This window comes from Vibrio sp. V39_P1S14PM300, assembly GCF_009904765.1.
GTDB lineage: Bacteria > Pseudomonadota > Gammaproteobacteria > Enterobacterales > Vibrionaceae > Vibrio > Vibrio proteolyticus.
Window position 1 is genome coordinate 1 of the sequence record NZ_WXWP01000119.1, and the last position, 22,709, is coordinate 22,709.

General features: G+C 51.6%; 20 protein-coding genes and 6 tRNA genes. 24 read left to right on the plus strand and 2 right to left on the minus strand.

Going from position 1 to position 22,709, the window contains the following annotated elements; genetic code table 11:
• The 20 genes from tnpA to luxS all read left to right on the plus strand — a co-directional run.
• A partial coding sequence (gene tnpA / locus CAG65_RS05520; RefSeq protein WP_161452731.1) for an IS200/IS605 family transposase occupies nt 1-334 on the plus strand: 334 nt, incomplete at its 5' end.
• A gap of 80 nt (nt 335-414) precedes the next feature.
• Nucleotides 415-879 (plus strand): recombination regulator RecX, encoded by a 465-nt coding sequence (gene recX / locus CAG65_RS05525; protein ID WP_161452733.1) that lies wholly within the window; start codon nt 415-417, stop codon nt 877-879.
• A gap of 146 nt (nt 880-1,025) precedes the next feature.
• A complete protein-coding gene (gene alaS, locus CAG65_RS05530; RefSeq protein ID WP_161452735.1) occupies nt 1,026-3,608 on the plus strand; it encodes an alanine--tRNA ligase in 2,583 nt (860 codons plus the stop codon).
• Nucleotides 3,609-3,806: 198 nt separating this feature from the next.
• A complete protein-coding gene (locus CAG65_RS05535) occupies nt 3,807-4,994 on the plus strand; it encodes an aspartate kinase (protein ID WP_161452737.1) in 1,188 nt (395 codons plus the stop codon).
• Between the two features lie 92 nt (nt 4,995-5,086).
• Nucleotides 5,087-5,284, plus strand: coding sequence for a carbon storage regulator CsrA (csrA, locus tag CAG65_RS05540; RefSeq protein WP_004415691.1), 198 nt, complete (start codon nt 5,087-5,089; stop codon nt 5,282-5,284).
• A 184-nt stretch (nt 5,285-5,468) separates the two neighbouring features.
• A tRNA-Ser gene (locus CAG65_RS05545) sits at nt 5,469-5,561 on the plus strand.
• A 33-nt stretch (nt 5,562-5,594) separates the two neighbouring features.
• Nucleotides 5,595-5,671, plus strand: a tRNA-Arg gene (locus tag CAG65_RS05550).
• 23 nt (nt 5,672-5,694) lie between these two features.
• Nucleotides 5,695-5,787 (plus strand) — tRNA-Ser (locus CAG65_RS05555).
• A 68-nt stretch (nt 5,788-5,855) separates the two neighbouring features.
• Nucleotides 5,856-5,932 (plus strand) — tRNA-Arg (locus CAG65_RS05560).
• 45 nt (nt 5,933-5,977) lie between these two features.
• Nucleotides 5,978-6,054: transfer RNA gene (locus CAG65_RS05565), tRNA-Arg, on the plus strand.
• 65 nt (nt 6,055-6,119) lie between these two features.
• Nucleotides 6,120-6,196: transfer RNA gene (locus CAG65_RS05570), tRNA-Arg, on the plus strand.
• A gap of 373 nt (nt 6,197-6,569) precedes the next feature.
• The gene (locus CAG65_RS05575; protein WP_161452739.1) at nt 6,570-6,827 is read left to right on the plus strand and encodes an oxaloacetate decarboxylase subunit gamma; all 258 of its coding nucleotides are present in this window, start codon (nt 6,570-6,572) and stop codon (nt 6,825-6,827) included.
• Between the two features lie 31 nt (nt 6,828-6,858).
• Nucleotides 6,859-8,637, plus strand: coding sequence for a sodium-extruding oxaloacetate decarboxylase subunit alpha (gene oadA, locus CAG65_RS05580; protein ID WP_161452741.1), 1,779 nt, complete (start codon nt 6,859-6,861; stop codon nt 8,635-8,637).
• A 9-nt stretch (nt 8,638-8,646) separates the two neighbouring features.
• On the plus strand, nt 8,647-9,777 hold the full coding sequence (locus tag CAG65_RS05585) for a sodium ion-translocating decarboxylase subunit beta (RefSeq protein WP_021705774.1): 1,131 nt from the start codon (nt 8,647-8,649) through the stop codon (nt 9,775-9,777).
• Between the two features lie 108 nt (nt 9,778-9,885).
• On the plus strand, nt 9,886-10,833 hold the full coding sequence (locus CAG65_RS05590) for an NADP-dependent oxidoreductase (protein ID WP_021705773.1): 948 nt from the start codon (nt 9,886-9,888) through the stop codon (nt 10,831-10,833).
• Nucleotides 10,830-11,291: a YqaA family protein gene (locus tag CAG65_RS05595; protein ID WP_161452743.1), complete on the plus strand. Its 462-nt coding sequence runs from the start codon at nt 10,830-10,832 to the stop codon at nt 11,289-11,291. Before CAG65_RS05590 ends, CAG65_RS05595 begins: the two co-directional genes overlap by 4 nt.
• 9 nt (nt 11,292-11,300) lie before the next feature.
• Entirely contained in the window at nt 11,301-14,162 is a 2,862-nt protein-coding gene (locus CAG65_RS05600; RefSeq protein ID WP_161452745.1) for a M16 family metallopeptidase, read from the plus strand.
• A 109-nt stretch (nt 14,163-14,271) separates the two neighbouring features.
• On the plus strand, nt 14,272-15,837 hold the full coding sequence (gshA, locus tag CAG65_RS05605) for a glutamate--cysteine ligase (protein WP_161452747.1): 1,566 nt from the start codon (nt 14,272-14,274) through the stop codon (nt 15,835-15,837).
• A gap of 9 nt (nt 15,838-15,846) precedes the next feature.
• Nucleotides 15,847-16,458 carry a transglycosylase SLT domain-containing protein gene (locus CAG65_RS05610; RefSeq protein ID WP_021705769.1) on the plus strand — a complete coding sequence of 204 codons (612 nt, stop codon included), beginning with the start codon at nt 15,847-15,849 and terminating at the stop codon, nt 16,456-16,458.
• A gap of 38 nt (nt 16,459-16,496) precedes the next feature.
• Nucleotides 16,497-17,015, plus strand: a complete 519-nt coding sequence (gene luxS / locus CAG65_RS05615) for an S-ribosylhomocysteine lyase (protein WP_161452749.1) — start codon at nt 16,497-16,499, stop codon at nt 17,013-17,015.
• Nucleotides 17,016-17,073: 58 nt separating this feature from the next.
• On the opposite strand, the gene CAG65_RS05620 is transcribed toward luxS, so the two are convergent.
• Entirely contained in the window at nt 17,074-18,351 is a 1,278-nt protein-coding gene (locus CAG65_RS05620) for an HlyC/CorC family transporter (RefSeq protein WP_161452751.1), read from the minus strand.
• Between the two features lie 124 nt (nt 18,352-18,475).
• Nucleotides 18,476-19,270 (minus strand): cytochrome C assembly family protein, encoded by a 795-nt coding sequence (locus CAG65_RS05625; protein WP_021705766.1) that lies wholly within the window; start codon nt 19,268-19,270, stop codon nt 18,476-18,478.
• Nucleotides 19,271-19,459: 189 nt separating this feature from the next.
• On the opposite strand from CAG65_RS05625, the gene ffh reads away from it, so the two are divergent.
• The 4 genes from ffh (at nt 19,460) to trmD (ending at nt 22,648) form a co-directional block, all read left to right on the plus strand.
• Nucleotides 19,460-20,842 carry a signal recognition particle protein gene (ffh, locus tag CAG65_RS05630; RefSeq protein WP_021705765.1) on the plus strand — a complete coding sequence of 461 codons (1,383 nt, stop codon included), beginning with the start codon at nt 19,460-19,462 and terminating at the stop codon, nt 20,840-20,842.
• Between the two features lie 221 nt (nt 20,843-21,063).
• Nucleotides 21,064-21,312 carry a 30S ribosomal protein S16 gene (gene rpsP / locus CAG65_RS05635; RefSeq protein WP_021705764.1) on the plus strand — a complete coding sequence of 83 codons (249 nt, stop codon included), beginning with the start codon at nt 21,064-21,066 and terminating at the stop codon, nt 21,310-21,312.
• Nucleotides 21,313-21,330: 18 nt separating this feature from the next.
• Nucleotides 21,331-21,879 carry a ribosome maturation factor RimM gene (gene rimM, locus CAG65_RS05640; RefSeq protein ID WP_021705763.1) on the plus strand — a complete coding sequence of 183 codons (549 nt, stop codon included), beginning with the start codon at nt 21,331-21,333 and terminating at the stop codon, nt 21,877-21,879.
• A 25-nt stretch (nt 21,880-21,904) separates the two neighbouring features.
• A complete protein-coding gene (trmD, locus tag CAG65_RS05645) occupies nt 21,905-22,648 on the plus strand; it encodes a tRNA (guanosine(37)-N1)-methyltransferase TrmD (protein ID WP_161452753.1) in 744 nt (247 codons plus the stop codon).
• The last annotated feature ends 61 nt before the right edge of the window (nt 22,649-22,709 follow it).

Here is a 22,709-nt window from a genome sequence, read left to right on the forward strand (position 1 = left end):
TAAAGAAGTTTATCGATGTATTTATGTTTATTGTAATCAACTTGGATGTGAAGTCGTAGAGTTAAACGTACAAGTTGACCACGTACATTTAGTTGTAAAGGTTCCACCAAAGCTTTCGATATCCAAGTTGATGGGGGTATTGAAAGGCAAAATAGCCTTAAAGCTATTTAGCAAGTTTCCTCATCTTAGGAAGAACAGGCTTTGGGGTAATCACTTTTGGCAAAGAGGCTATTTTGTCGATAGTGTTGGAATCAATGAAGAAATAATACGCCGATATGTAAGACATCAAGAGAAGCAAGAGAGAGTAGAGCAGCAGCAATTGGCGCTGGACTAAACAAAGCCCCCCTTTTAGGGGGCTCACACAAAGCCACCTTCTTTAGAAGGTGGTAATTTACTTATCTGAGCAAGCAAACTATGTATCAGAGAAATACACCACCGACCTTGTCGGTCAAAGAAGCCGCGGTGCAACTGCTGAGCCGTCGTGATCACGGTGAGTATGAGCTGTACCAGAAGCTGGCGGTCAAAGGTTACCCGAGTGAAGAGATCGAGGCGGCTATCCTTTTCTGTCTTGAGCACCAGTTTCTCGATGATCTGCGTTACGCCAAAAGCCAGATCCGTCAACACGTCTACAAAGGCCATGGTGAGCGCCGGATCCGTCAGGAACTGAAGCAAAAGCGGGTAGCCGATGCGGTGATCGACGAAGCGTTTGAGCACGAACCCCAAGACTGGTTTGAACTGGCCAGACAGACCGCAGAGAAAAAATTCAAAGGTGTCGTTCCCCAGGATCAGAAAGAATACGCCAAACAAGTCCGTTTTCTGCAGTATCGCGGGTTCAGTTTTGAGCAAATCAGTTATGCCTTGACCGCGCAGCCGGATTAACGGTACCAATTCTCCCACCACATTTCCGCAACTTAGCGGGTTCATACCCGGCAATTGTAGCTTTTCTGCAAGAAAACTAGTCGAAGAGTTCGCCATGATCTACAATACGGCAAAATTTTCACTCGACTATTTTCAGGAAGAGCTGCATGTACATGAGCACTGATGAGGTTCGTAACGCGTTCCTCAAATTCTTTGAGAGCAAAGGACACCAAATCGTAGAAAGTTCATCGTTGGTTCCACACAACGACCCAACCCTGCTGTTTACAAACGCAGGGATGAACCAGTTTAAAGACTGCTTCCTGGGTCTGGAAAAGCGAGCCTACACTCGAGCGACTACGGCACAGCGCTGTGTACGTGCTGGTGGTAAACACAACGACCTGGAAAACGTTGGTTTTACTGCCCGCCACCATACTTTTTTTGAAATGTTGGGTAACTTCAGTTTTGGCGATTACTTCAAAGAAGACGCGATTGCGTTTGCCTGGGAGTTTCTGACTGAAGTACTGAAGCTGCCGCAAGAGCGTCTGCTGGTGACCGTGTACGAAACCGATGACGAAGCTTTTGATATCTGGAATAAGAAAATCGGTGTTCCTGCTGATCGCATCGTACGCATCGGTGATAAACCTGGTGGTAAAGCTTACGAGTCTGATAACTTCTGGCAGATGGGGGATACCGGTCCTTGTGGTCCATGTACTGAGATCTTCTACGATCACGGTGAGCACATCTGGGGTGGCCGTCCGGGTACACCGGAAGAAGATGGTGACCGTTTCATCGAGATCTGGAACAACGTATTCATGCAGTTCAACCGCCACGCTGATGGCACAATGGAACCGCTGCCAAAACCGTCGGTGGATACCGGTATGGGTATCGAGCGCATCTCTGCCATCATGCAAGGCGTTCACTCAAACTACGAAATCGACGTATTCCAGACACTGATCAAAGCGGCGGCTGAAGTCATTGGTTACCAAGACCTGTCGAACCAGTCTCTGCGCGTTATCGCAGACCACATCCGTTCATGCTCATTCCTGATCGTGGATGGCGTGATGCCTTCCAACGAAGGGCGTGGTTATGTGCTACGTCGTATCATTCGTCGTGCTGTCCGTCATGGAAACAAGCTCGGCGCGCAGGGCGCATTCTTCTACAAACTGGTCGGCGTACTTGCAGACATCATGGGCACTGCCGGTGAAGAACTGAAACGCCAGCAAGCGGTAGTCGAAAAAGTCCTGCGTATCGAAGAAGAAAACTTCGGTCGCACACTTGAGCGCGGCATGGCGATTCTAAATGAAGCGCTAGACGGCCTGGATGGCAAAGTGCTTGACGGCGAAACCGTATTCAAACTGTACGATACTTACGGCTTCCCAGCTGACTTAACCAACGACGTTGCGCGTGAACGTGAGTTCGCGATTGATGAAGAAGGTTTCGAGAAAGCCATGGAAGAGCAGCGCCAGCGTGCGCGTGAAGCGGGTCAATTCGGTACAGACTATAACGCAGCCATCAAAGTTGATACGCAGACTGAATTCTGTGGCTACGCGGGGACAAAAGGTTCTAGCTCAGTGGCTGCAATGTTCGTTGAAGGCAACGAAGTGGATTCTCTATCTGCGGGCGACAAAGCGATCATCGTGCTGGGTGAAACACCATTCTACGCCGAGTCTGGTGGTCAATGTGGTGATGCGGGTGAAATCCGCACTGAAGCCGGTGTATTCCGTGTAGAAGACACTCAAAAACTAGGCAACGCAATCGCCCACCACGGTGTTATGGCGGAAGGCGTTCTGGCCAAAGGCGATGAAGTCGCCACTATCGTTGACGCAGAGCGCCGCGCGGCTATCTCGCTAAACCACTCAGCAACGCACTTGTTGCACGCTGCGCTGCGTCAGGTTCTGGGTGAGCACGTAACGCAAAAAGGCTCTCTGGTGAAAGCAGAAAACCTACGTTTTGACTTTTCACACCTAGAGGCCGTAACGGCAGCAGAGCTGAAAGAAGTTGAGCGCCTGGTCAACGCGCAAATTCGTCGTAACCACATTATCGAAACCAACGTCATGGACATTGAGTCTGCGAAGAAGAAAGGCGCAATGGCGCTGTTTGGCGAGAAATACGATGACGAAGTACGCGTTCTGTCCATGGGGGATTTCTCGACAGAGCTTTGTGGTGGTATCCACGCAGCTAATACGGGCGATATTGGTTTGTTCAAGATCACATCTGAGAGCGGTATCGCGGCAGGTATCCGTCGTATTGAAGCGGTAACTGGTGAAGCGGCTCTGGATGCGATCGAAGCGCTACAAATGAAATCGGAAGAGAAGCTGTCTGAAGCGGCCGCCAAAGCGAAAGCGTTGGAAAAAGAAATTCAGCAATTGAAAGACAAACTGGCGTCACAAGCCAGTGCCAGTCTGACGGATCAGGTGAAAGACATCGCAGGTGTGAAAGTGTTGGTGGCGCAATTAGACGGCGCGGACAACAAAGCGCTGCGTGGCATGGTGGATGAGCTGAAAAACCAATTGGGTAGCGGCATCATCATGCTGGGCAACGTCGCAGGCGATAAAGTGGGCCTGATTGCCGGTGTCACCAAAGATCTGACTGGCAAATTGAAAGCGGGTGAACTGGTCAACATGGTGGCGCAGCAAGTTGGCGGCAAAGGTGGTGGCCGTCCTGATATGGCTCAGGCTGGTGGTACGGATGCAGGAGCTTTGCCATCCGCACTAGAGTCTGTAGACGCTTGGATTGCCGAGCGTCTGTAATCACATAAAAACCTACGCTCAATCAATAAATTTTGATTGGGCGTAATTTTTTTCTGACAACCAAGTGGTTTAATTGGTGAAAATTTCGTCACGCCAATTATGCTGCTTGGTTTTTGTTATAACAGACCGTCTGAATACCCAATTTATTGCGTATAAGGCGGTCCCAATGAGACGTATGTCTTGGGAAGGTGAAGACTGGTGAAAAAGCCCCTTATCGTGCAAAAGTTTGGCGGAACCTCAGTGGGTTCAATTGAAAGAATCCACACGGTCGCTGAACACATCATTAGAGCGAAGAATGATGGTAATCAAGTTGTCGTGGTGGTATCGGCAATGTCTGGTGAGACTAATCGTCTGATGGAACTGGCCAAACAGGTAGACAGTGTACCCACCGCACGCGAACTTGATGTTTTGCTCTCTGCCGGTGAGCAAGTGTCGATGGCACTGCTGGCGATGACGCTCAATAAATTGGGCTATGCCGCACGCTCTCTGACCGGAGCACAAGCGAACATTGTGACGGACAATCAACACAATGACGCAACGATTAAGCATATTGATACCGCTACCATTGATGACCTGCTGGCGCAGGAGCACATCGTAATTGTGGCTGGATTCCAGGGTATCAATGAAAATGGGGACATCACCACGTTAGGACGCGGTGGCTCAGACACCACAGCCGTGACACTGGCTGGCGCGCTGAAAGCCGATGAGTGTCAGATCTTTACCGATGTTGACGGTATATACACCTGCGATCCCCGTGTCGTGAAGCAGGCTCAGAAACTGGATGTGATAGACTTCCCATCGATGGAAGAGATGGCACGTAAAGGGGCGAAAGTCCTGCATCTGCCATCGGTGCAGTTTGCCTGGGCGAACAATGTGCCGTTGCGGGTGTTGTCGACGTTTGACGTCAATGCCGGCAGTCTGGTGAAAGGGGAAGTTTGCCCGAAAGCGGTCTGCGGTTTGGCTATCCAGCGTGATTTGGTCACCTTGGATGTTGAGGCCGAACATTTGTCCGGCATGCTCACGCAGTGTCAGATGTTGGGGATTGCGGTATGGAATGTGATCGAACATCCAGAACAGACAGCGATCGTCATAAAACAGGATGCGTGCGCTAAGTTGGGGCTGGTTTTCGGCGATAAAATCCGCAATAGTGAACCGGTTAGCTTACTGACGGCGGTCGGGTTGCAGGTTAGCAGTATGCTGGATAGCGCCTATCAGTTGTTGGCTGAGCAGGGGATCGATGTGTTGCAACATCACTGTGCCCAGCAGTCACTGATGCTGGCCCTGTTGCCAGAATGTGTCGACAAAGCGGCTAACATACTGCATGATGCGTATATTACCTCAAATGAAGCGATAGAGATCCAACAAAAACAAGTCTTTTTGGGTTGATTTCTCGTTCCAAGAGAGTTTACGAAAATATAACTTTTGTTGGATAATAGCTTCGTAGCAAGAAATATCAGAGATTACTCAAGGAGCAAAGAATGCTAATTTTGACTCGCCGTGTAGGCGAAACTCTAATGATTGGTGATGAAGTCACAGTAACAGTGCTGGGTGTGAAAGGTAACCAGGTACGCATCGGTGTAAACGCTCCGAAAGAAGTTTCTGTGCATCGCGAAGAAATCTACATGCGCATTCAAGCTGAAAAAGGTAATGGTAACGTTGCGTCTGGCAACTACTAATTACTCAGAGAGGCTGGCCGGTTGGCTGGCCTTTTTTGTCTCTGTAGATTGGAGATTTATAACGAAAAGTGTGAATAACCGCCGCTTTGATTAAATAGCCAACGGTTAAGCGACTTTTTCCTTTTTTTACCAAGAAAATGTTTGACTTATTTTTGGTAAATCGTAATATGTGCCTCCGCAAGACGGTGAGGTGGCCGAGAGGCTGAAGGCGCTCCCCTGCTAAGGGAGTATACGGTTTGTAGCCGTATCGAGGGTTCGAATCCCTCCCTCACCGCCATTCTTGCACTGCTTAATGATATTAAGCCACAGCGCGTCCGTAGCTCAGCTGGATAGAGTACCTGGCTACGAACCAGGCGGTCGGAGGTTCGAATCCTCCCGGACGCGCCATATTTCTTCTGGAATATGAAAGTGGTGAGGTGGCCGAGAGGCTGAAGGCGCTCCCCTGCTAAGGGAGTATACGGTTTGTAGCCGTATCGAGGGTTCGAATCCCTCCCTCACCGCCATTTATTGACGATTGAGTCAATTTTTTTGTTCCAAAAGAAGTTGATTGTGATATAGTTCACAACCTTGCGCGCTCGTAGCTCAGCTGGATAGAGTACCTGGCTACGAACCAGGCGGTCGGAGGTTCGAATCCTCCCGAGCGCGCCATTATTTCAGTTTGATGAGTTTGCAAAAGCTGATTGAACATCCCGTGCGTCCTTAGCTCAGCTGGATAGAGTACCTGGCTACGAACCAGGCGGTCGGAGGTTCGAATCCTCCAGGACGCGCCACTCTTTTTTAAAGCGAAGAGTTAGGTCATTGACCTGATATTGACTGTGTCGATATCGAAAACAGCGCGCTCGTAGCTCAGCTGGATAGAGTACCTGGCTACGAACCAGGCGGTCGGAGGTTCGAATCCTCCCGAGCGCGCCATCTTACAAAGCCTCGCATTTGCGAGGCTTTTTTTATTGCCAACAATTTGATAGCTTATTGTTAACCGTTTAATTACAACCTATTGTTTTAAATGGTACTTCTTTAATTTTCTAACTGCCTCTCAGTATTCCTCACTTTTTTTACTTAATGTGGTTGTATTAACCTGTTAAACCGGCGATTTCTGGCAAATATTTCACTGATATGTGATTTATATGACGAATTATTCACCGTATGTGTGGATTGCCAGTCAGGTGGCCTTAAACAAAATTGACAATTTTTTACCAGTCGAGATAATCCTTATCCACTTGTCGGGATCGTTTTTTGTACAAATCCAGACAGTGTCTTGTCAGGATGACAAACGAAAGGAAGCTACATGACTAATATTGGAAGCCTGCTAGAGGACGCGGCAACCCTGATGTTTACAGGGATGGCGTTTGTCTTTCTATTCCTCACCATTCTTGTCTATCTCGTTCGGCTGATGTCCAAACTGGTACCAGAAGAAGTGCCAGAGCCGATCGCTACCCCTCATAATAACAATAATGTTCAATCGTCTTCGACCAAGGTTCAGCCTCAGGTGGTTGCGGCTATTTCTGCGGCCGTTCACCAACATCGGGCTCAAGCCGTTAAATAGACGTCGTACGATTTAAAAGGAGTTTAAGAACATGTCAAAACCACTAGCTATTACCGATGTGGTGCTTCGTGACGCCCATCAGTCTCTGTTCGCCACCCGTATGCGACTTGAAGACATGCTGCCAATTGCAGCTCAACTGGATAAAATCGGATATTGGTCGTTGGAAACCTGGGGCGGGGCCACGTTTGATGCGTGTATTCGTTTTCTGGGCGAAGATCCGTGGGAACGTCTGCGTGAGCTGAAGAAAGCCATGCCCAACACACCGATGCAGATGCTGTTGCGAGGACAGAACCTGCTTGGTTATCGTCACTATGCTGACGACGTGGTGGAAAAATTCGTCGAACGTGCACATGCCAATGGCATGGATGTGTTTCGTATTTTTGATGCGATGAACGATGTCCGAAACTTTCAGCGCGCGGTGAAGGCGGCGGTGGATGTCGGCGCACATGCACAAGGTACCCTGTCGTACACCACCAGTCCGGTGCACAATACAAACACCTGGGTGGATCTGGCCAAACGCCTCGAAGATCTGGGCTGTCATTCTTTGTGTATCAAAGACATGTCCGGGTTGCTTAAACCATATGAAGCGGAAGAGTTGATCACCCGGATCAAAGCATCGTGTGCGGTTCCGCTCGCGTTGCATTGCCATGCGACGACGGGGCTGTCGACAGCCACGGCGGTCAAAGCGGCAGAAGCGGGTGTGGATATCCTCGACACCGCAATTTCCTCCATGAGCAGCACATACGGCCATACACCAACCGAAACGGTGGTCGCGATGCTGGAAGGGACGGAGCGTGATACGCAGTTGAAACTTGATCAACTGGAGCCGATTGCGGCCTATTTCCGTGATGTGCGCAAAAAATACGCGCAGTTTGAAGGTCAATTGAAAGGGGTCGACTCACGTATTCTGATTGCTCAGGTGCCTGGTGGGATGCTGACCAACATGGAAAGTCAGTTGAAAGAGCAGGGCGCAGCGGATCGTATTGACGAAGTGCTGGAAGAGATCCCACGCGTGCGTGCGGATTTGGGTTTCATCCCGTTGGTGACTCCTACCTCGCAGATTGTCGGTACTCAGGCGGTGATTAACGTGCTGACCGGTGAGCGCTATAAGAGCATCACCAAAGAAACTGCCGGCGTATTGAAAGGCGAGTACGGCGCGGCGCCAGCTGAGCTCAATCAAGAGCTGCAGGCGAAAGTGCTGGATGGGGCGGAGCCGATCACTTGTCGTCCGGCGGACTTATTGACGGCTGAGCTGGATATGTTGACGGACGATCTGTTGACCAAAGCCAAAGCCGAGGGCATTTCGCTGGCCGAGGATGTGGTGGATGATGTGTTGACCTACGCGCTGTTCCCGCAGGTGGGGTTGAAGTTTCTTAAGAACCGCAACAATCCGCAGGCGTTTGAGCCGGCTCCTACTCTGGAATCGGCGCAGCAGGCTGCGGCGCCAGTTGCAAAGCCTGCAGGTGGCATTGAAACGTACAGTGTCAAAGTCGACGGTCAGGTGTACGACGTCGAAGTGGGGCCTCAGGGGCAACTGACCTCAGTGATGCCAGCAGGGCAAACCGCCGCTGCGGCTCAACCTGCGGTGGCCAGCAGTGCCGAAGCGGTACCGGCTCCGTTAGCGGGTAATATCTTCAAAGTGAATGTTCAGGCCGGGGCGCAGGTTGCGGAAGGCGACGTATTGCTGATCCTCGAAGCGATGAAGATGGAGACCGAAGTGCGCGCTGCGCGGGGCGGTGTCGTGCAGGATCTGCATGTCAAAGAGGGTGATTCCGTCACGGTTGGCGCACCACTGCTGAGCTTAGCGTAAGGGATCATCATGGACGGATTATTGACCCTGTGGCGCGAAACGGGTATCGCCAATTTCCAGCTTGGCCAGATCTGTATGATTCTGGTGGGCTGTCTGTTGCTGTTTCTGGCGATTCGCAAAGGTTTTGAGCCTCTGTTGCTGTTGCCGATCGGGTTCGGTGCGATACTGGCCAACATCCCGAATGCCGGATTCACGGAACCGGGAGGCTTGCTCTATTACGTCTACCATGTGGGGATTGAGTCAGGAGTGTTCCCGCTGCTGATCTTCATGGGCGTTGGCGCAATGACCGATTTCGGCGCACTGATTGCTAACCCGAAAACCCTGTGGTTAGGCGCGGCGGCGCAGTTCGGCATTTTTGCCACCCTGTTTGGTGCGATCTTGCTGAACTACGTGCCTGGTATGGAGTTCAGTATGGCGGACGCGGCTTCGATTGCCATCATCGGGGGGGCGGATGGCCCGACGGCGATTTTCCTTGCCAGCCGGTTGTCGCCGGAGCTGCTGGGCGCGATTGCCGTGGCGGCGTACAGTTACATGGCGCTGGTGCCGATCATTCAACCCCCCATCATGAAAGCGCTGACCAATGAGCAGGAGCGTAAGATTCAGATGGCGCAGTTGCGCCACGTCGGCAAAATGGAGAAAGTTCTGTTTCCGCTGGCGGTGTTGCTGATGACCATTCTGTTTCTGCCGTCGGCGACCCCGTTGGTTGGCATGTTCTGTCTTGGCAACCTGATGCGCGAAGCGGGTGTGGTGGAGCGATTGTCCAAAACAGCACAAAACGAGCTGATCAACATTGTGACGATCTTCCTCGGACTCGGCGTGGGATCGAAACTGCAAGCGGATAAGTTCCTCAACCTGGAAACGCTGGGTATTCTGGCGCTGGGCGCAGTGGCGTTCAGTATCGGTACGGCGGCTGGGGTCTTAATGGCCAAACTGCTGAATAAGTTCTCCAAAGAAGACATTAACCCACTGATTGGGGCGGCTGGGGTTTCCGCAGTGCCGATGGCGGCGCGGGTGGTGAATAAAGTGGGCCTTCAAGCCAACTCACAGAACTTCCTGTTGATGCACGCCATGGGGCCGAATGTAGCCGGGGTGCTGGGGTCGGCCGTGGCCGCCGGTATTTTGCTGGCGCTGGTTGGGTAAATTGTCGGTGAAATTGTCACCAAGCCCATTCACGTAATGGTGATAAATGTTATATATTCAAAGGGATGCTTTCGCATCCCTTTTTCTTTTTGCACAGGGAATAACAAAATGGAAAACAAGCAGATTGCGATTACCCAATTTGGCGGCAGTGATGTCTTGGCCCTTCAAACTTCTGCGACACCCGAGCCGCAGCCGGGAGACGTGCTGATCCAGGTCGCATTTGCAGGCGTCAATCCGATTGATGTGAAGACCCGTGCAGGTTTGGGCTGGGCAGCAGCGCAGAATAAGGACAAACTGCCTTGGGTTCCGGGTTACGATGTCGCGGGCAAAGTGATTGCCGTGGGACAGGGCGTGACTCGTTTTGCCCTCGGAGACAACGTGGCGGGCTTCATTGGTTTCCCGTTGACCGGAGGGGGGTACAGTCAGTATGTCGCGGTACCCAGTCAGGCGCTGAGCCGTGTACCGGACGCGGTGACATTGGAGGCTGCCGCGGCGCTGCCATTGGCCGGACAAACGGCGGCGCAGGCGCTGAACAAAGCGCAGGTCAAAGAAGGCGACCGGGTACTGATCCTGGCGGGCGCGGGTGGTGTCGGGCATCTGGCGGTTCAAATCGCCGTAGCTGCGAAAGCAGAAGTCTACACTACCTGCAGCGAACGCAATCTCGACTATCTGGCGACACTCGGCGCTCACGCGGTCAACTATCAGTTTGCCCCGGTGTCAGAGCGCCTTAGTGATGTGGACGTACTCATCGACCTGGTCGGTGGGGACGCAGCACTGGACGCGCTGAAATGCCTCAAAGACGAGGCCCGCGTAGTGACGGTGCCGACGCTGACAGCAGAGTTGATTTGTGAAAAAGCCAAACTGCTCGGTTTTGAGGCGACCGGCATGTTGGTTGACCCCAATCCAGAGCAAATGGAGACCTTGCTGTATATGGTCAGTGTTGGCCTGCTCAAAACGGAAATTCAACATATCTATCCCCTCGAACAGGCGGCTCAGGCTCATGAGCAGATTGAGTCCGGCCGCACCCGCGGAAAGCTATTGCTCAAAATGCAATGATTGAGGCGTTCAACGCCGGATTTGAGAACATGGCGCTGTGGTTCTCGGATTCGGCTTTGTGGGTACTCTTTTTCAGCGGATTTCTCAGTGCGACTCTGTTACCCGGTGGCTCGGAAGCGGGGCTGATCGTCACCTTATCTCTTCATCAGTATGCTCCCGGCTGGGTGATATTGACCGCGACTTTAGGTAACACGCTCGGCGGTCTGACCAACTACTGGTTAGGTTGGTGGCTACCCAATCGAACTCAAGACCAAAAACATGGTCATAAAGCTCTGTATTGGTTAAATAAGTACGGCTACTGGTCTCTGTTACTCAGTTGGCTGCCCGTTGTGGGCGACCCGCTGTGTTTGGCTGCGGGCTGGCTCAGAATGCGTTTTGTGCCGAGTCTGATTTTGATTTTTGTCGGTAAAGCGCTGCGTTATGGTGCGCTTGCCGCTGTGTATTACGGTTTTTTTTAAGGAGAAGTCATGAGGAAATTCTGGCTTGGTGCGTTTTCTGTTATCGCTCTGTACGGATGCTCGAATTCTGACGCCCCTACCTCGCTCGCCTCATCTTCATTGCCATCAGGCGTCACTTTGGTGGAAAACGTCCCTGCCCAGCCGGGTAAGGTGATGATTCCCTATTCGAAATATCAATTGGAGAACGGCCTGACGGTCATTTTGTCTCCCGATCATTCTGATCCGCTGGTGCATGTTGATGTTACTTATCATGTCGGCTCGGCGCGGGAAGAAGTCGGAAAGTCCGGCTTTGCTCACTTTTTTGAGCATATGATGTTCCAGGGCTCGAAGCACGTTGGCGATCAGCAACACTTTAAACTGATCACCGAAGCGGGTGGGACGCTCAACGGCACCACCAACCGCGACCGGACTAACTATTTCGAAACCGTGCCATCTAACCAACTGGAAAAAATGTTATGGCTGGAATCGGATCGCATGGGGTTCCTGTTGGATGCCGTCTCACAGCGCAAATTTGAAATTCAGCGTGATACGGTGAAAAACGAACGCGCACAGAATTTTGACAACCGGCCTTACGGCACCATGTGGGAGAAAATGGCCGAAGCCATGTATCCGGAAGGACATCCGTATTCCTGGCAGACCATCGGATACGTTGAAGATTTGGATCGGGTGGATGTGAATGATCTTAAAGCTTTCTTCTTGCGTTGGTATGGCCCCAATAACGCGGTGTTGTCGATTGGTGGGGACATTGATATCAAGCAGACGCTGGCATGGGTCAACAAATACTTTGGTTCTATTCCAAAAGGGCCACAAGTGGATAACGCACCGAAACAGCCGGCCGTTTTACCCAACGATCGTTACGTGACGATGGAAGATCGCATTCAGCAGCCAATGGTGCTGATTGGGTGGCCGACCACCTATCGTGGTGAGGAAACACAGGCGTCGCTGGACGCGTTGGCGAATGTCCTCGGAAATGGCGCCAACAGTTTGTTGTATCAGAAGCTGGTCAAAACGCAGAAAGCGGTCGACGCCGGTGCGTTTCATGACTGCGCCGAGTTGGCGTGTAATTTCTACGTCTATGCCATGGCGCCGTCAGGGGAAAAAGGCCAGCTCAAACCGCTGTACAATGAAGTGATGCAAACGCTCAGCGGTTTTGCCCAACAAGGAGTGGACAACGACCGGCTGGAGCAAATCTCCGGTATGGCGGAAGCCAATGCTGTGTTTGCGCTGCAGAGTGTTCGAGGCAAAGTGACGCAACTGGCGTCCAACCAGACGTTTTATGGCCAACCTGATCGATTGCAGGCCAAATTGGATCAAATTCGCGCCGTTACGCCAGACTCAGTCATGGCGGCTTATCAAGATTTCCTTAATGGTCATCCGAAAGTAACGCTGAGCGTTGTCCCACGTGGTAAAACCGACTTTGCTGTGCGTAAAGCTGATTTTGTCACGCCGCCGCGCAGTTTGCCCGAGTATCAAAAAATCCGTGATGATCAACTCAACTTTCGTCAAGTCAGCGATGATTTTGACCGCGCGGTGATGCCAGCGGTGGCTGAGCCAGTCAAAGCCACCATGCCGGAGTTGTACGAGTTGTATTTGGCTAATGGGACTGAAGTGCTGGGAACGCAAAGCTCAGAAACGCCCACCGTACAGATTCAGTTCCGTCTGCCGGCAGGAGAGCGCCAAGTCGCGCAAGGCAAAGAAGGGCTGGCCAACCTGACGGCGTCTTTGTTGCAGGAAGGCACCACGGAGCACAGTGTTGAGCAACTTCAGGCCAAGTTGGATAAACTGGGCAGTGTGGTCAGTATTGACGCTGGTCCGTATGCCACCACGCTGAGTGTCTCCAGCCTCAAGAAGCACGTCAGCGAGACGTTGGCGGTAGTCGAAGAAATGCTGTTCAAGCCTGCGTTCAACGAAAAGGACTTCAAGCGTGTCAAACGTCAGATGCTGGAAGGTGTCGTATATCAGCATCAGAAACCGAGCTGGCTGGCCTCACAGGCTACACGTGAAGTGTTGTTTGGCAACTCGATTTTCGCCCGCACCAGCGACGGCACCCGGGCGTCGATCAGCAGCCTGACGCTCGAAGACGTCAAAGCGTTCTATCGTCAGAATTATACCCCAAACGGAGCACAAATAGTGGTAGTGGGTGACATCAGTAAAAAGTCGGTGGCGAAAGCGCTGCAATTCTTCTCGGCCAGAAAAGGTGAGCCGTCTTCGCTGTATGGCCCAGCGAGCGTCAAGCCACTTGGCGAGCAGCGTATTTATCTGGTCGACAAACCTGATGCGCCGCAGTCGGTGGTGCGTTTTGTGCGTCAGGGCTTGCCGTTTGATGCCACGGGTGAAGTGTTCCAGACGCGCCTGGCGAACTTCAATCTGGCTGGCAACTTCAACAGCCGGATCAACATGAATCTGCGTGAAGATAAAGGTTACACGTACGGCGCTGGCGCGTATTACGCTGCAAACCGAGAGGTCGGGGCCGTGGTGTTTGATGCTCAGGTCAGAGCGGATGCAACGGTGGCGTCGATTGAGGAGCTGCGTAAAGAGATGGCCCGTTACAGCGAACAGGGAATGACGGATGATGAGATGAAATTTATGCGCCTTGCCATCGGTCAACAAGAAGCGTTGAGTTATGAAACACCGTCACAGAAAGCGCAGTTGCTCAGTAATATCCTGACGTACAGCCTCGATCCGGACTATCTGCAACAGCGCAACCAGATAGTGGCGAGCGTGAACAAAGCGACGCTCAATCAACTGGCGAAAAAGTGGTTTAATCCGAAGGATTATCAAATTATTGTCGTCGGTGATGCAAAGCGCTTACGTCCACAGTTAGAAAAATTGGATATTCCGGTGGAAGATCTTGAAATCATGAGCCAGTAGCCTCATAAATTAGAGAATGTGCAAAGAGGGCAAAAGCGCTTGCCCTCGAATTGACCCAAAGCCTGCCTGAAAGTCAGCCTTCAGGCACAGATAATAAGCGAACCTCATTTTGACTGATTTTGCTGCACGACTCGAGGTCGTCGCCCAACACCCGCAAGTGTTCAAACAGTTTGGCCGTGGTGTAGAGCGAGAGACTCTGCGATACCAACAAGACGGCAAACTGGCCACGACACCTCACCCACAGGGGTTGGGATCGGCATACAGTAATGACCTGATTACGACGGACTTTTCTGAATCTCTGCTGGAATTTATTACTCCGGTATCACGCGATATCGACACTTTAATGGCCCAGTTGGAAGACATTCATCACTTTACCCAGACCAAGCTGGGGGATGAGAAAATGTGGCCGTTGTCGATGCCGTGTTATGTCGGTGATGAAAGCGACATTAACTTAGCGCAGTACGGCAGCTCCAACGCAGGGAAAATGAAAACTCTGTACCGTGAAGGTCTCAAACGCCGTTACGGCAGTCTGATGCAAATTATTTCCGGGGTGCACTTCAATTTTTCCTTCCCGGAGAGTTTCTGGGATGCGCTGTTTGGTGAGCAAAGCGAGCATGAGCGTGAAGTGTCCCGCTCCCAGGCCTACTTTGGTCTGATTCGGAACTACTACCGCTTTGGTTGGCTGATCCCGTTTTTCTTTGGCGCATCGCCGGCATTGTGTCCGTCGTTTATTCAGGGTCGCGAAACCCGACTGCCGTTTGAACATATCGGCAAGACTTTGTTTCTGCCGCAGTCTACGTCACTGCGCCTGAGTGATCTGGGCTACACCAACCATGCCCAGAGCGCGCTGAAAATCGGCTTTAACAGCCTGGATGAATACCTGCAAGGGCTCAATCAGGCGATCCGGACCCCCTCGGATGAATTTGCGCAAATCGGTGTCAAAGTGGACGGCGAATACCGCCAGCTCAATACTAATGTGCTGCAGATTGAAAATGAACTCTATGCGCCAATCCGGCCGAAGCGTGTCGCGCGCAGCGGAGAGAAACCGTCGGAAGCGCTGGCGCGTGGCGGAGTGGAATACATTGAAGTGCGTTCACTGGATGTGAACCCCTTCAGCCCGGTGGGTATCACGCCTGAGCAGGTGCGCTTTCTTGATCTGTTCCTGACCTGGGCGGTGCTGTCGGACTCAGATCCAATGGACTTTTGTGAGCAAGCCTGTTGGCGGGACAACTGGAACAAAGTGATACTCGAAGGCCGCAAGCCTGGTTTGGAGCTGCAGATTGGCTGCGACGGTGAGCGTCTGACGTTGCAGGCGTGGGCCAAGCGGGTGTTTGCTGATTTGAGGCGTATTGCGCAGTACATGGACGCTGCGCATGGCACTGATGACTATCAGGCGGTGTGTGACAAGCTGGAGCAATGGATTGATAACCCACAACTGACCATTTCAGCGCAGCTGTTGGAGCTGACCAAGGAGCTGGGCGGACTGGGAGGCGTGGGCTGTTCGCTGGGGAAAGAGTACCGTCAGCATCATCTGGCGCATCAGTACAAGGTGTACAGCGAATCGCACATGGAGCAGGAAGTCATTGCGTCGCGTGTGAAACAGACAGCGGCGGAAGACGCCGACACACAGAGTTTTGATGAGTTCTTAAGCGATTATTTTGCTTATCTGAAATAAGGGAATAAGATGACAATCTCGCCGACTCAATGCGCTGTTGCCGGCCTGGTGAGCCTGATGTTGACCGGATGTGCCACCGCGCCGCCTAAGCAACAGAACAACATCTGCGAGATTTTCCGCGAAAAGCCGTCCTGGTATGAAGATGCATTAGCTATGCAGGAGCAGTGGGGCACGCCGATAAATGTTGCGATGGCGTTTGTGAAACAGGAGAGCAGTTTCCGTCACGATGCTAAGCCGCCTAAAGATTACCTGCTGGGGTTTATCCCCTGGGGCCGGGTCAGCAGCGCTTACGGGTACGCTCAGGCACAGGATCCAGCCTGGGAGGATTTCCAGGATGCGACCGGAACTGGCGGCTCGCGCAGCAACTTTGATGACTCACTGATGTTTATTGGCTGGTACACCACAGAGACCCGGCGCCAACTGGGGATTTCATTGTGGGACCCGTATAACCAGTATCTGGCTTATCATGAAGGTCGGGGGGGCTATAAGCGCAAAACCTACAATGCCAAACCGTCGTTGAAGCGGGTGGCAAGGAAAGTGGAAAAACAGGCCAAAGATTATGGCTGGCAACTGAAACAGTGCCGCCAGGAGCTGGAAGACAACCGAAGCTGGTTTTTCTGATATCAGCAGTGGTCAATACGGACAGGGAGAGAAGGACAATGCCGTTACTCGATAGTTTTACTGTGGATCATACCCGGATGCATGCCCCGGCGGTGCGCGTGGCGAAAACCATGCAGACACCAAAAGGCGACACGATCACGGTCTTCGATCTGCGATTCACCATCCCGAATAAGGATATTTTGTCGGAACGTGGGATCCACACCCTAGAGCACCTGTTTGCAGGTTTCATGCGTGCCCACCTCAATGGCGATGGCGTGGAGATCATCGATATTTCGCCGATGGGCTGTCGCACTGGCTTTTACATGAGTTTGATTGGTACCCCGGACGAGTCGCGTGTGGCGCAGGCCTGGCTGGCAGCAATGCAGGATGTCCTGAAAGTGGAGAGCCAGAATAAGATACCGGAGTTGAACGAGTACCAGTGTGGTACCGCCGCAATGCATTCACTGCAGGAAGCGCAACAGATCGCTCAGAGTGTGATTAGCAGCGGGATCGCCGTTAACCGGAATGACGAACTGGCGTTGCCGGACAGCATGCTTAAAGAGTTGAAAGTCGACTGAGCAGAAGAAGAACAAAAAAGCCCTGGCAAGATGTCCAGGGCTTTTTTTGAACGGCTGGTCAGTGTTTGTTCTTCGGCCGTTTCGGGAAGACGCGCACCAGTTTGATGCGGTTCTCTTCCAGCTCAACAATCTCCATCGGATGGCCGGACACCTGCACACTGAGATGACTCTCGGGAATGTCTTCCAGGTGTTCGAGAATCAGACCATTGAGGGTGCGTGGTCCGTCTGTGGGCAGTTTCCACTTCAAACCTTTGTTGATATCGCGAATGTTAGCACTGCCTTCAATCAGGAAGCTGCCATCGCCTTGTGGGGTGATTTCATCCGACAAACTTGGTGCAATGGAGGTGGTGAATTCACCAACGATCTCTTCCAGAATGTCTTCCAGAGTGATCAACCCGTTGATATCGCCATACTCATCGACAATCAGACCAATTCGTTGCTTGTTGCGCTGGAATTTGAGCAACTGGACATTGAGCGGTGTGCTTTCCGGAATGAAGTACACTTCATCTGCGGCGCGCAGCAGTGTCTCTTTGTTGAATTCATTTTTTTCCAACATCAGACGGTACGCTTCACGCAGACGCAGCATACCCACCGCTTCGTCGATTTGGTCACGGTAGAGCACAATGCGGCCGTGTGGTGAGTGGGTCAACTGACGCACAATCGATTTCCAGTCGTCATTGATGTCGATACCGGTGATCTCGTTACGCGGGACCATAATGTCGTTGACCGTAACATGCTCCAGATCGAGGATCGAGATCAGCATGTCCTGGTGACGACGCGGGATCAGGCCACCGGCTTCATTAACGACGGTCCGCAGCTCCTCCGAACTCAGGTGGTCAGCGCCACCATGATCCGCAGTAACGCCCAGCAGGCGAATAAAACCGTTGGTGATGAAGTTGACCAGTAACACCAGTGGCGACAAAAGTTTCATCAGCAGCGAAAGCAGAACACTACTGGCGTAAGAGACCCGTTCCGGGTACAGCGCCGCCAGCGTTTTTGGGGTCACTTCGGCAAACACCAGGATCACCAGGGTGAGGACACCAGTGGCGATCGCCACTCCAATATCCCCATAGAGGCGCATACCAAGAATGGTGGCAATGGCTGAGGCGAGAATGTTAACCAGGTTGTTGCCGATAAGGATGAGGCCAATGAGGCGGTCAGGTCGGTCGAGCATTTTTTCGACGCGTTTGGCGCCTTTGTGGCCACTGTTGGCCAGGTGCTTAAGACGGTAACGGTTCAGAGACATCATGCCGGTTTCTGAACCTGAAAAGTAGCCGGAAATGACGATAAGACACGCCAGAATCGCAAACAAAATACCCGTTGAAATGTCTTCCAAAACTTACGTTATCCTTAAAATGTCCTGGTTAAGTTATGACCGAACGAGGTCATGATGTCAATCTCGCTAGCCGGGGTAGGTATTGTAAAAGAAAGGTGCATTTTATGCACCTTCTCTCAATGGGTTAGGTCAGAATGATCTCGCGGACAAAGCGACTGCCGAAGTAGGCCAGTGTCAGCAGAGTCGCCCCCGCGACGGCAAACCAGGTCACCTTGCGGCCACGCCAGCCTTTCTGATAGTGCCCCCACAGCAAGATGGAATAGACGATCCAGGCGATAAACGACAGGATCGCTTTGTGGGCTTTGCCCTGCGCGAACATATCCTGAACAAAGGCGTAGCCTGTTACCAGAGTCCCGGTCAGCAAAAGCGTACCGATCAGAATGATCTTGAAAAGCTGACGTTCCACCATCATTAAAGGAGGCAGGTTAGGATTGATCGCCAGCGCTTTCTTGCTTTTGAGTTTGTAATCCAGCCATGCCAACTGTAGAGCGTACAACGCACCGATGGTCAGGGTGGAATAAGAGAACAGCGCCAGAGAAATGTGGATCAGCAGTTTCGGATTGGTTTCCAGATGCGTGATGAAGGTGCTGGGTAAAAATGTCGCGGCGGAAAGGTTGATGGCCGCAAAGCTGTAAACCACAGGCAGCAGGAACCACAACCGTGTTTTGAGCATCGCAACACTCATGACGACGGAAATGATAAAGCTGATCAGAGAGGCGACATTGAGAATGCTCAGATTCTGCCCGGTTCCTTCCAGGATCAGATCACTCAGTAGCCAGGCATGAAACACAAGAGCAAGCGTGGCACTGACCAGTACGGTTTTGGCTCGGATGCCGGTCTGATGCACCAGACCCGGAACTATGGTTGCAATCGCCAGCACGTACAGCATGGCAGCAACAACAGCGATTAAGGTGTCCATTTCTCTCGTAAAACTGTTGGGTGAATTGTCGAATTATACCTTGCATCAAGCGCTTGGGCTATGTTCGATCCAGATCCAATTGTGCTAGATGAGAGATCAAAACAAGTTTGCTTTGTTATAACGGGTGTCCAGCACCCGCTGGCTAAGGTATACTCGCATCAATAATCGCCTATAAGCGAAGAGAGAAGTATGTTTGAGAATTTAACGGATCGATTATCCAAAACGCTGAAAAATCTCAGCGGTAAAGGTCGTCTGACCGAAGAGAACATCAAAGACACCCTGCGTGAAGTACGCATGGCGCTGCTGGAAGCGGATGTCGCGCTGCCAGTTGTACGTGAGTTCATCAAGCGCGTGAAAGAGCGCGCCGTCGGTGTGGAAGTGTCGAAATCCCTGACTCCGGGGCAAGAGTTCATCAAGATCGTTCAGGCGGAACTGGAAGCCGTGATGGGCGAGTCGAACGAAGCACTGAACCTGGCGGCGCAGCCGCCTGCGGTGATTCTGATGGCGGGCTTGCAAGGGGCCGGTAAAACCACTTCGGTCGGTAAACTGTCTAAGTTACTGAAAGAGCGTGATAAGAAGAAAGTGCTGGTGGTGTCGGCAGACGTGTATCGCCCGGCGGCGATCAAACAGCTCGAAACACTGGCCAATGATCTGGGGGTGGACTTCTTCCCATCGTCACCGGATCAGAAACCGATCGACATTGCGAACGCTGCCATCGATCACGCCAAGAAAAAGTTCTATGACGTGCTGCTGGTCGATACCGCAGGTCGTCTGGCGGTGGATGAGCAGATGATGGCGGAAATCCAGCAGCTGCACTCGGCGATAGACCCGGTGGAAACGCTGTTTGTGGTCGATGCCATGACAGGTCAGGATGCGGCCAATACGGCGAAAGCGTTTGGTGATGCACTGCCACTGACCGGTGTGATCCTGACGAAAGTCGACGGTGATGCCCGCGGCGGTGCTGCGCTGTCGGTGCGTCATATCACAGGCAAACCGATCAAGTTCCTGGGGGTGGGTGAAAAGACCGATGCTCTGGAACCGTTCCATCCGGATCGCGTTGCCTCGCGTATTCTGGGCATGGGCGATGTGCTGTCACTGATCGAAGATCTGCAGCGCAACGTTGACCAGGAAAAAGCGGAAAAACTGGCCAAGAAGTTCAAAGAGAAGAAAGGCTTTGATCTGGAAGATTTCCGTGAGCAGTTAGGTCAGATGCAAAACATGGGTGGCATGATGGGGATGCTGGATAAGCTGCCTGGCATGTCGCAATTGCCATCGGATGTGAAAGACAAAGTCGATGACAAAGTCTTTAAACAGATGGAAGCGATCATCAGCTCGATGACAATGAAAGAGCGTCACAACCCGGACCTCATCAAAGGCTCGCGCAAAAAACGTATCGCTGCCGGTTCAGGAACTCAGGTTCAGGACGTCAACCGCCTGCTGAAACAGTTCACCCAAATGCAGAAGATGATGAAGAAAATGCAGAAAGGTGGCATGAAAGGCATGATGCGCAACATGCAGGGCATGATGGGTGGCATGGGCGGCGGTGGTGGTTTTAACCCGTTTGGTCGCTGAGAAGGGCGCTGAATTCGTCACCAAGTTTATTTTCAGGGTGTTAGCCACATCACAAACTTAAATCCGGATTTATGTTGGTGAAAAAGTAGCTAAATCCCTTGCAATGCTTCGGAATAAGAGTAAAATTCCGGAGCTTTATTTTGGCACGAGACCCCAGATTGCTTAGTAAAATGAGCGGTTAATGGGGTTAATTTTATTTTTGAGAAAGCAAAGAGGACGATATGGTAACCATTCGTTTGGCACGTCACGGCGCTAAAAAGCGTCCATTCTATCAAATCGTAGTAGCGGACAGCCGCAATTCTGCAACTGGCCGTTTCATCGAGAAAGTAGGTTTCTTTAACCCTACTGCTCAAGGTCAAGAAGAAGGTCTACGTCTGGACCTGGATCGCGTTAACCACTGGGTTGGTCAAGGCGCATCTCTGTCTGACCGCGTAGCTAAGCTGGTTAAAGACGCTCAAAAAGCGGCTTAATTGAATAGCTTACATTCGATGGAAGGTAAAGAAACAATGAGCAAGCAAGGCGATAAAATCGTCGTAGGCAAGTTTGGTGCTACTTACGGCATTCGTGGCTGGCTTAAAGTTTTTTCTTTCACAGACAATGCTGAAAGCATTTTCGATTACAGCCCTTGGTTTGTGAACCATAAGGGCGAGTGGGTCGAGTACAAAGTAGAAAGCTGGAAGCGCCATAACAAAGGTATGGTGGCTAAGCTGGAAGGCATGGATATTCGTGAAGACGCGCATCTGTTGACGAACTTTGAAATTGCAATTGACCCGGCGGTACTGCCTGAATTGTCAGAAGATGAATTCTACTGGCGTGAATTGTTCGGAATGCAGGTTGTGACCACGAAAGGTTACGATCTGGGCGTGGTGACTGACATGTTGGAAACCGGCTCGAACGATGTTCTGGTAGTGAAAGCGAATCTGAAAGATGCTTTCGGACAAAAGGAACGTTTAATTCCGTTCCTTGAAGAGCAAGTGATCGTAAAAGTCGATCGCCAAGCTCAACGGATCGAAGTTGACTGGGATCCTGGATTTTAACTCCAAGTAACGGAGCGACAGAACAATGTGGGTTGGCGTAATCAGCCTTTTTCCAGAAATGTTCCGCAGCGTTACTGATTATGGAGTAACAGGCCAGGCGGTAAAAAAAGGTCTTTTGTCGGTTGATTGCTGGAATCCTCGTGATTTCACACACGACAAACATCGCACTGTCGATGATCGACCTTACGGTGGTGGCCCCGGTATGTTGATGATGGTTCAGCCTTTGCGCGACGCCATTGATGCAGCCAAACAAGCCTCACCGGGCAAGACGAAAGTCATTTATCTCTCTCCGCAAGGTCGTAAACTCGACCAACAAGGTGTGGAGGAGCTGGCAACAAATGAGAACTTGCTTCTGATTTGCGGCCGCTATGAAGGGGTAGATGAGCGCGTCATTCAATCGGAAGTTGACGAAGAATGGTCAATTGGCGATTTTGTGATGACGGGTGGTGAGATACCAGCCATGACGCTGATCGACTCGGTGTCCCGGTTCATTCCGGGTGTGCTGGGGGATTTTGCATCGGCAGAGGAAGACTCTTTTGCCAATGGCTTACTGGATTGTCCTCACTACACGCGTCCTGAGATGTTGGATGGGATTGAAGTACCTGCGGTGCTCAAATCCGGCAACCACAAGGACATTCGTCGTTGGCGATTGAAACAATCGCTGGGCCGTACCTGGCTGAGAAGACCAGAGCTCCTGGAAAACCTAGCTCTGACTGACGAACAGGAACAATTACTGGCTGAGTTCATTAAAGAGCACAGAACCCAGTAACCTATTTTATTTAGTATCAGTTTATTCTAGGAATTTTAAAAATGAGTAACATCATCAAAGC

Excerpts from the sequence above, each read along its gene's own strand:
- recX (WP_161452733.1), top strand. The coding sequence starts at position 415 with ATGTATCAGAGAAATACACCACCGACCTTGTCGGTCAAAGAAGCCGCG.
- alaS (WP_161452735.1), top strand. The coding sequence starts at position 1,026 with ATGTACATGAGCACTGATGAGGTTCGTAACGCGTTCCTCAAATTCTTT.
- csrA (WP_004415691.1), top strand. The coding sequence starts at position 5,087 with ATGCTAATTTTGACTCGCCGTGTAGGCGAAACTCTAATGATTGGTGAT.
- CAG65_RS05575 (WP_161452739.1), top strand. The coding sequence starts at position 6,570 with ATGACTAATATTGGAAGCCTGCTAGAGGACGCGGCAACCCTGATGTTT.
- oadA (WP_161452741.1), top strand. The coding sequence starts at position 6,859 with ATGTCAAAACCACTAGCTATTACCGATGTGGTGCTTCGTGACGCCCAT.
- CAG65_RS05585 (WP_021705774.1), top strand. The coding sequence starts at position 8,647 with ATGGACGGATTATTGACCCTGTGGCGCGAAACGGGTATCGCCAATTTC.
- CAG65_RS05590 (WP_021705773.1), top strand. The coding sequence starts at position 9,886 with ATGGAAAACAAGCAGATTGCGATTACCCAATTTGGCGGCAGTGATGTC.
- CAG65_RS05595 (WP_161452743.1), top strand. The coding sequence starts at position 10,830 with ATGATTGAGGCGTTCAACGCCGGATTTGAGAACATGGCGCTGTGGTTC.
- CAG65_RS05600 (WP_161452745.1), top strand. The coding sequence starts at position 11,301 with ATGAGGAAATTCTGGCTTGGTGCGTTTTCTGTTATCGCTCTGTACGGA.
- CAG65_RS05610 (WP_021705769.1), top strand. The coding sequence starts at position 15,847 with ATGACAATCTCGCCGACTCAATGCGCTGTTGCCGGCCTGGTGAGCCTG.
- luxS (WP_161452749.1), top strand. The coding sequence starts at position 16,497 with ATGCCGTTACTCGATAGTTTTACTGTGGATCATACCCGGATGCATGCC.
- CAG65_RS05625 (WP_021705766.1), bottom strand. The coding sequence starts at position 19,270 with ATGGACACCTTAATCGCTGTTGTTGCTGCCATGCTGTACGTGCTGGCG.
- ffh (WP_021705765.1), top strand. The coding sequence starts at position 19,460 with ATGTTTGAGAATTTAACGGATCGATTATCCAAAACGCTGAAAAATCTC.
- rpsP (WP_021705764.1), top strand. The coding sequence starts at position 21,064 with ATGGTAACCATTCGTTTGGCACGTCACGGCGCTAAAAAGCGTCCATTC.
- rimM (WP_021705763.1), top strand. The coding sequence starts at position 21,331 with ATGGAAGGTAAAGAAACAATGAGCAAGCAAGGCGATAAAATCGTCGTA.
- trmD (WP_161452753.1), top strand. The coding sequence starts at position 21,905 with ATGTGGGTTGGCGTAATCAGCCTTTTTCCAGAAATGTTCCGCAGCGTT.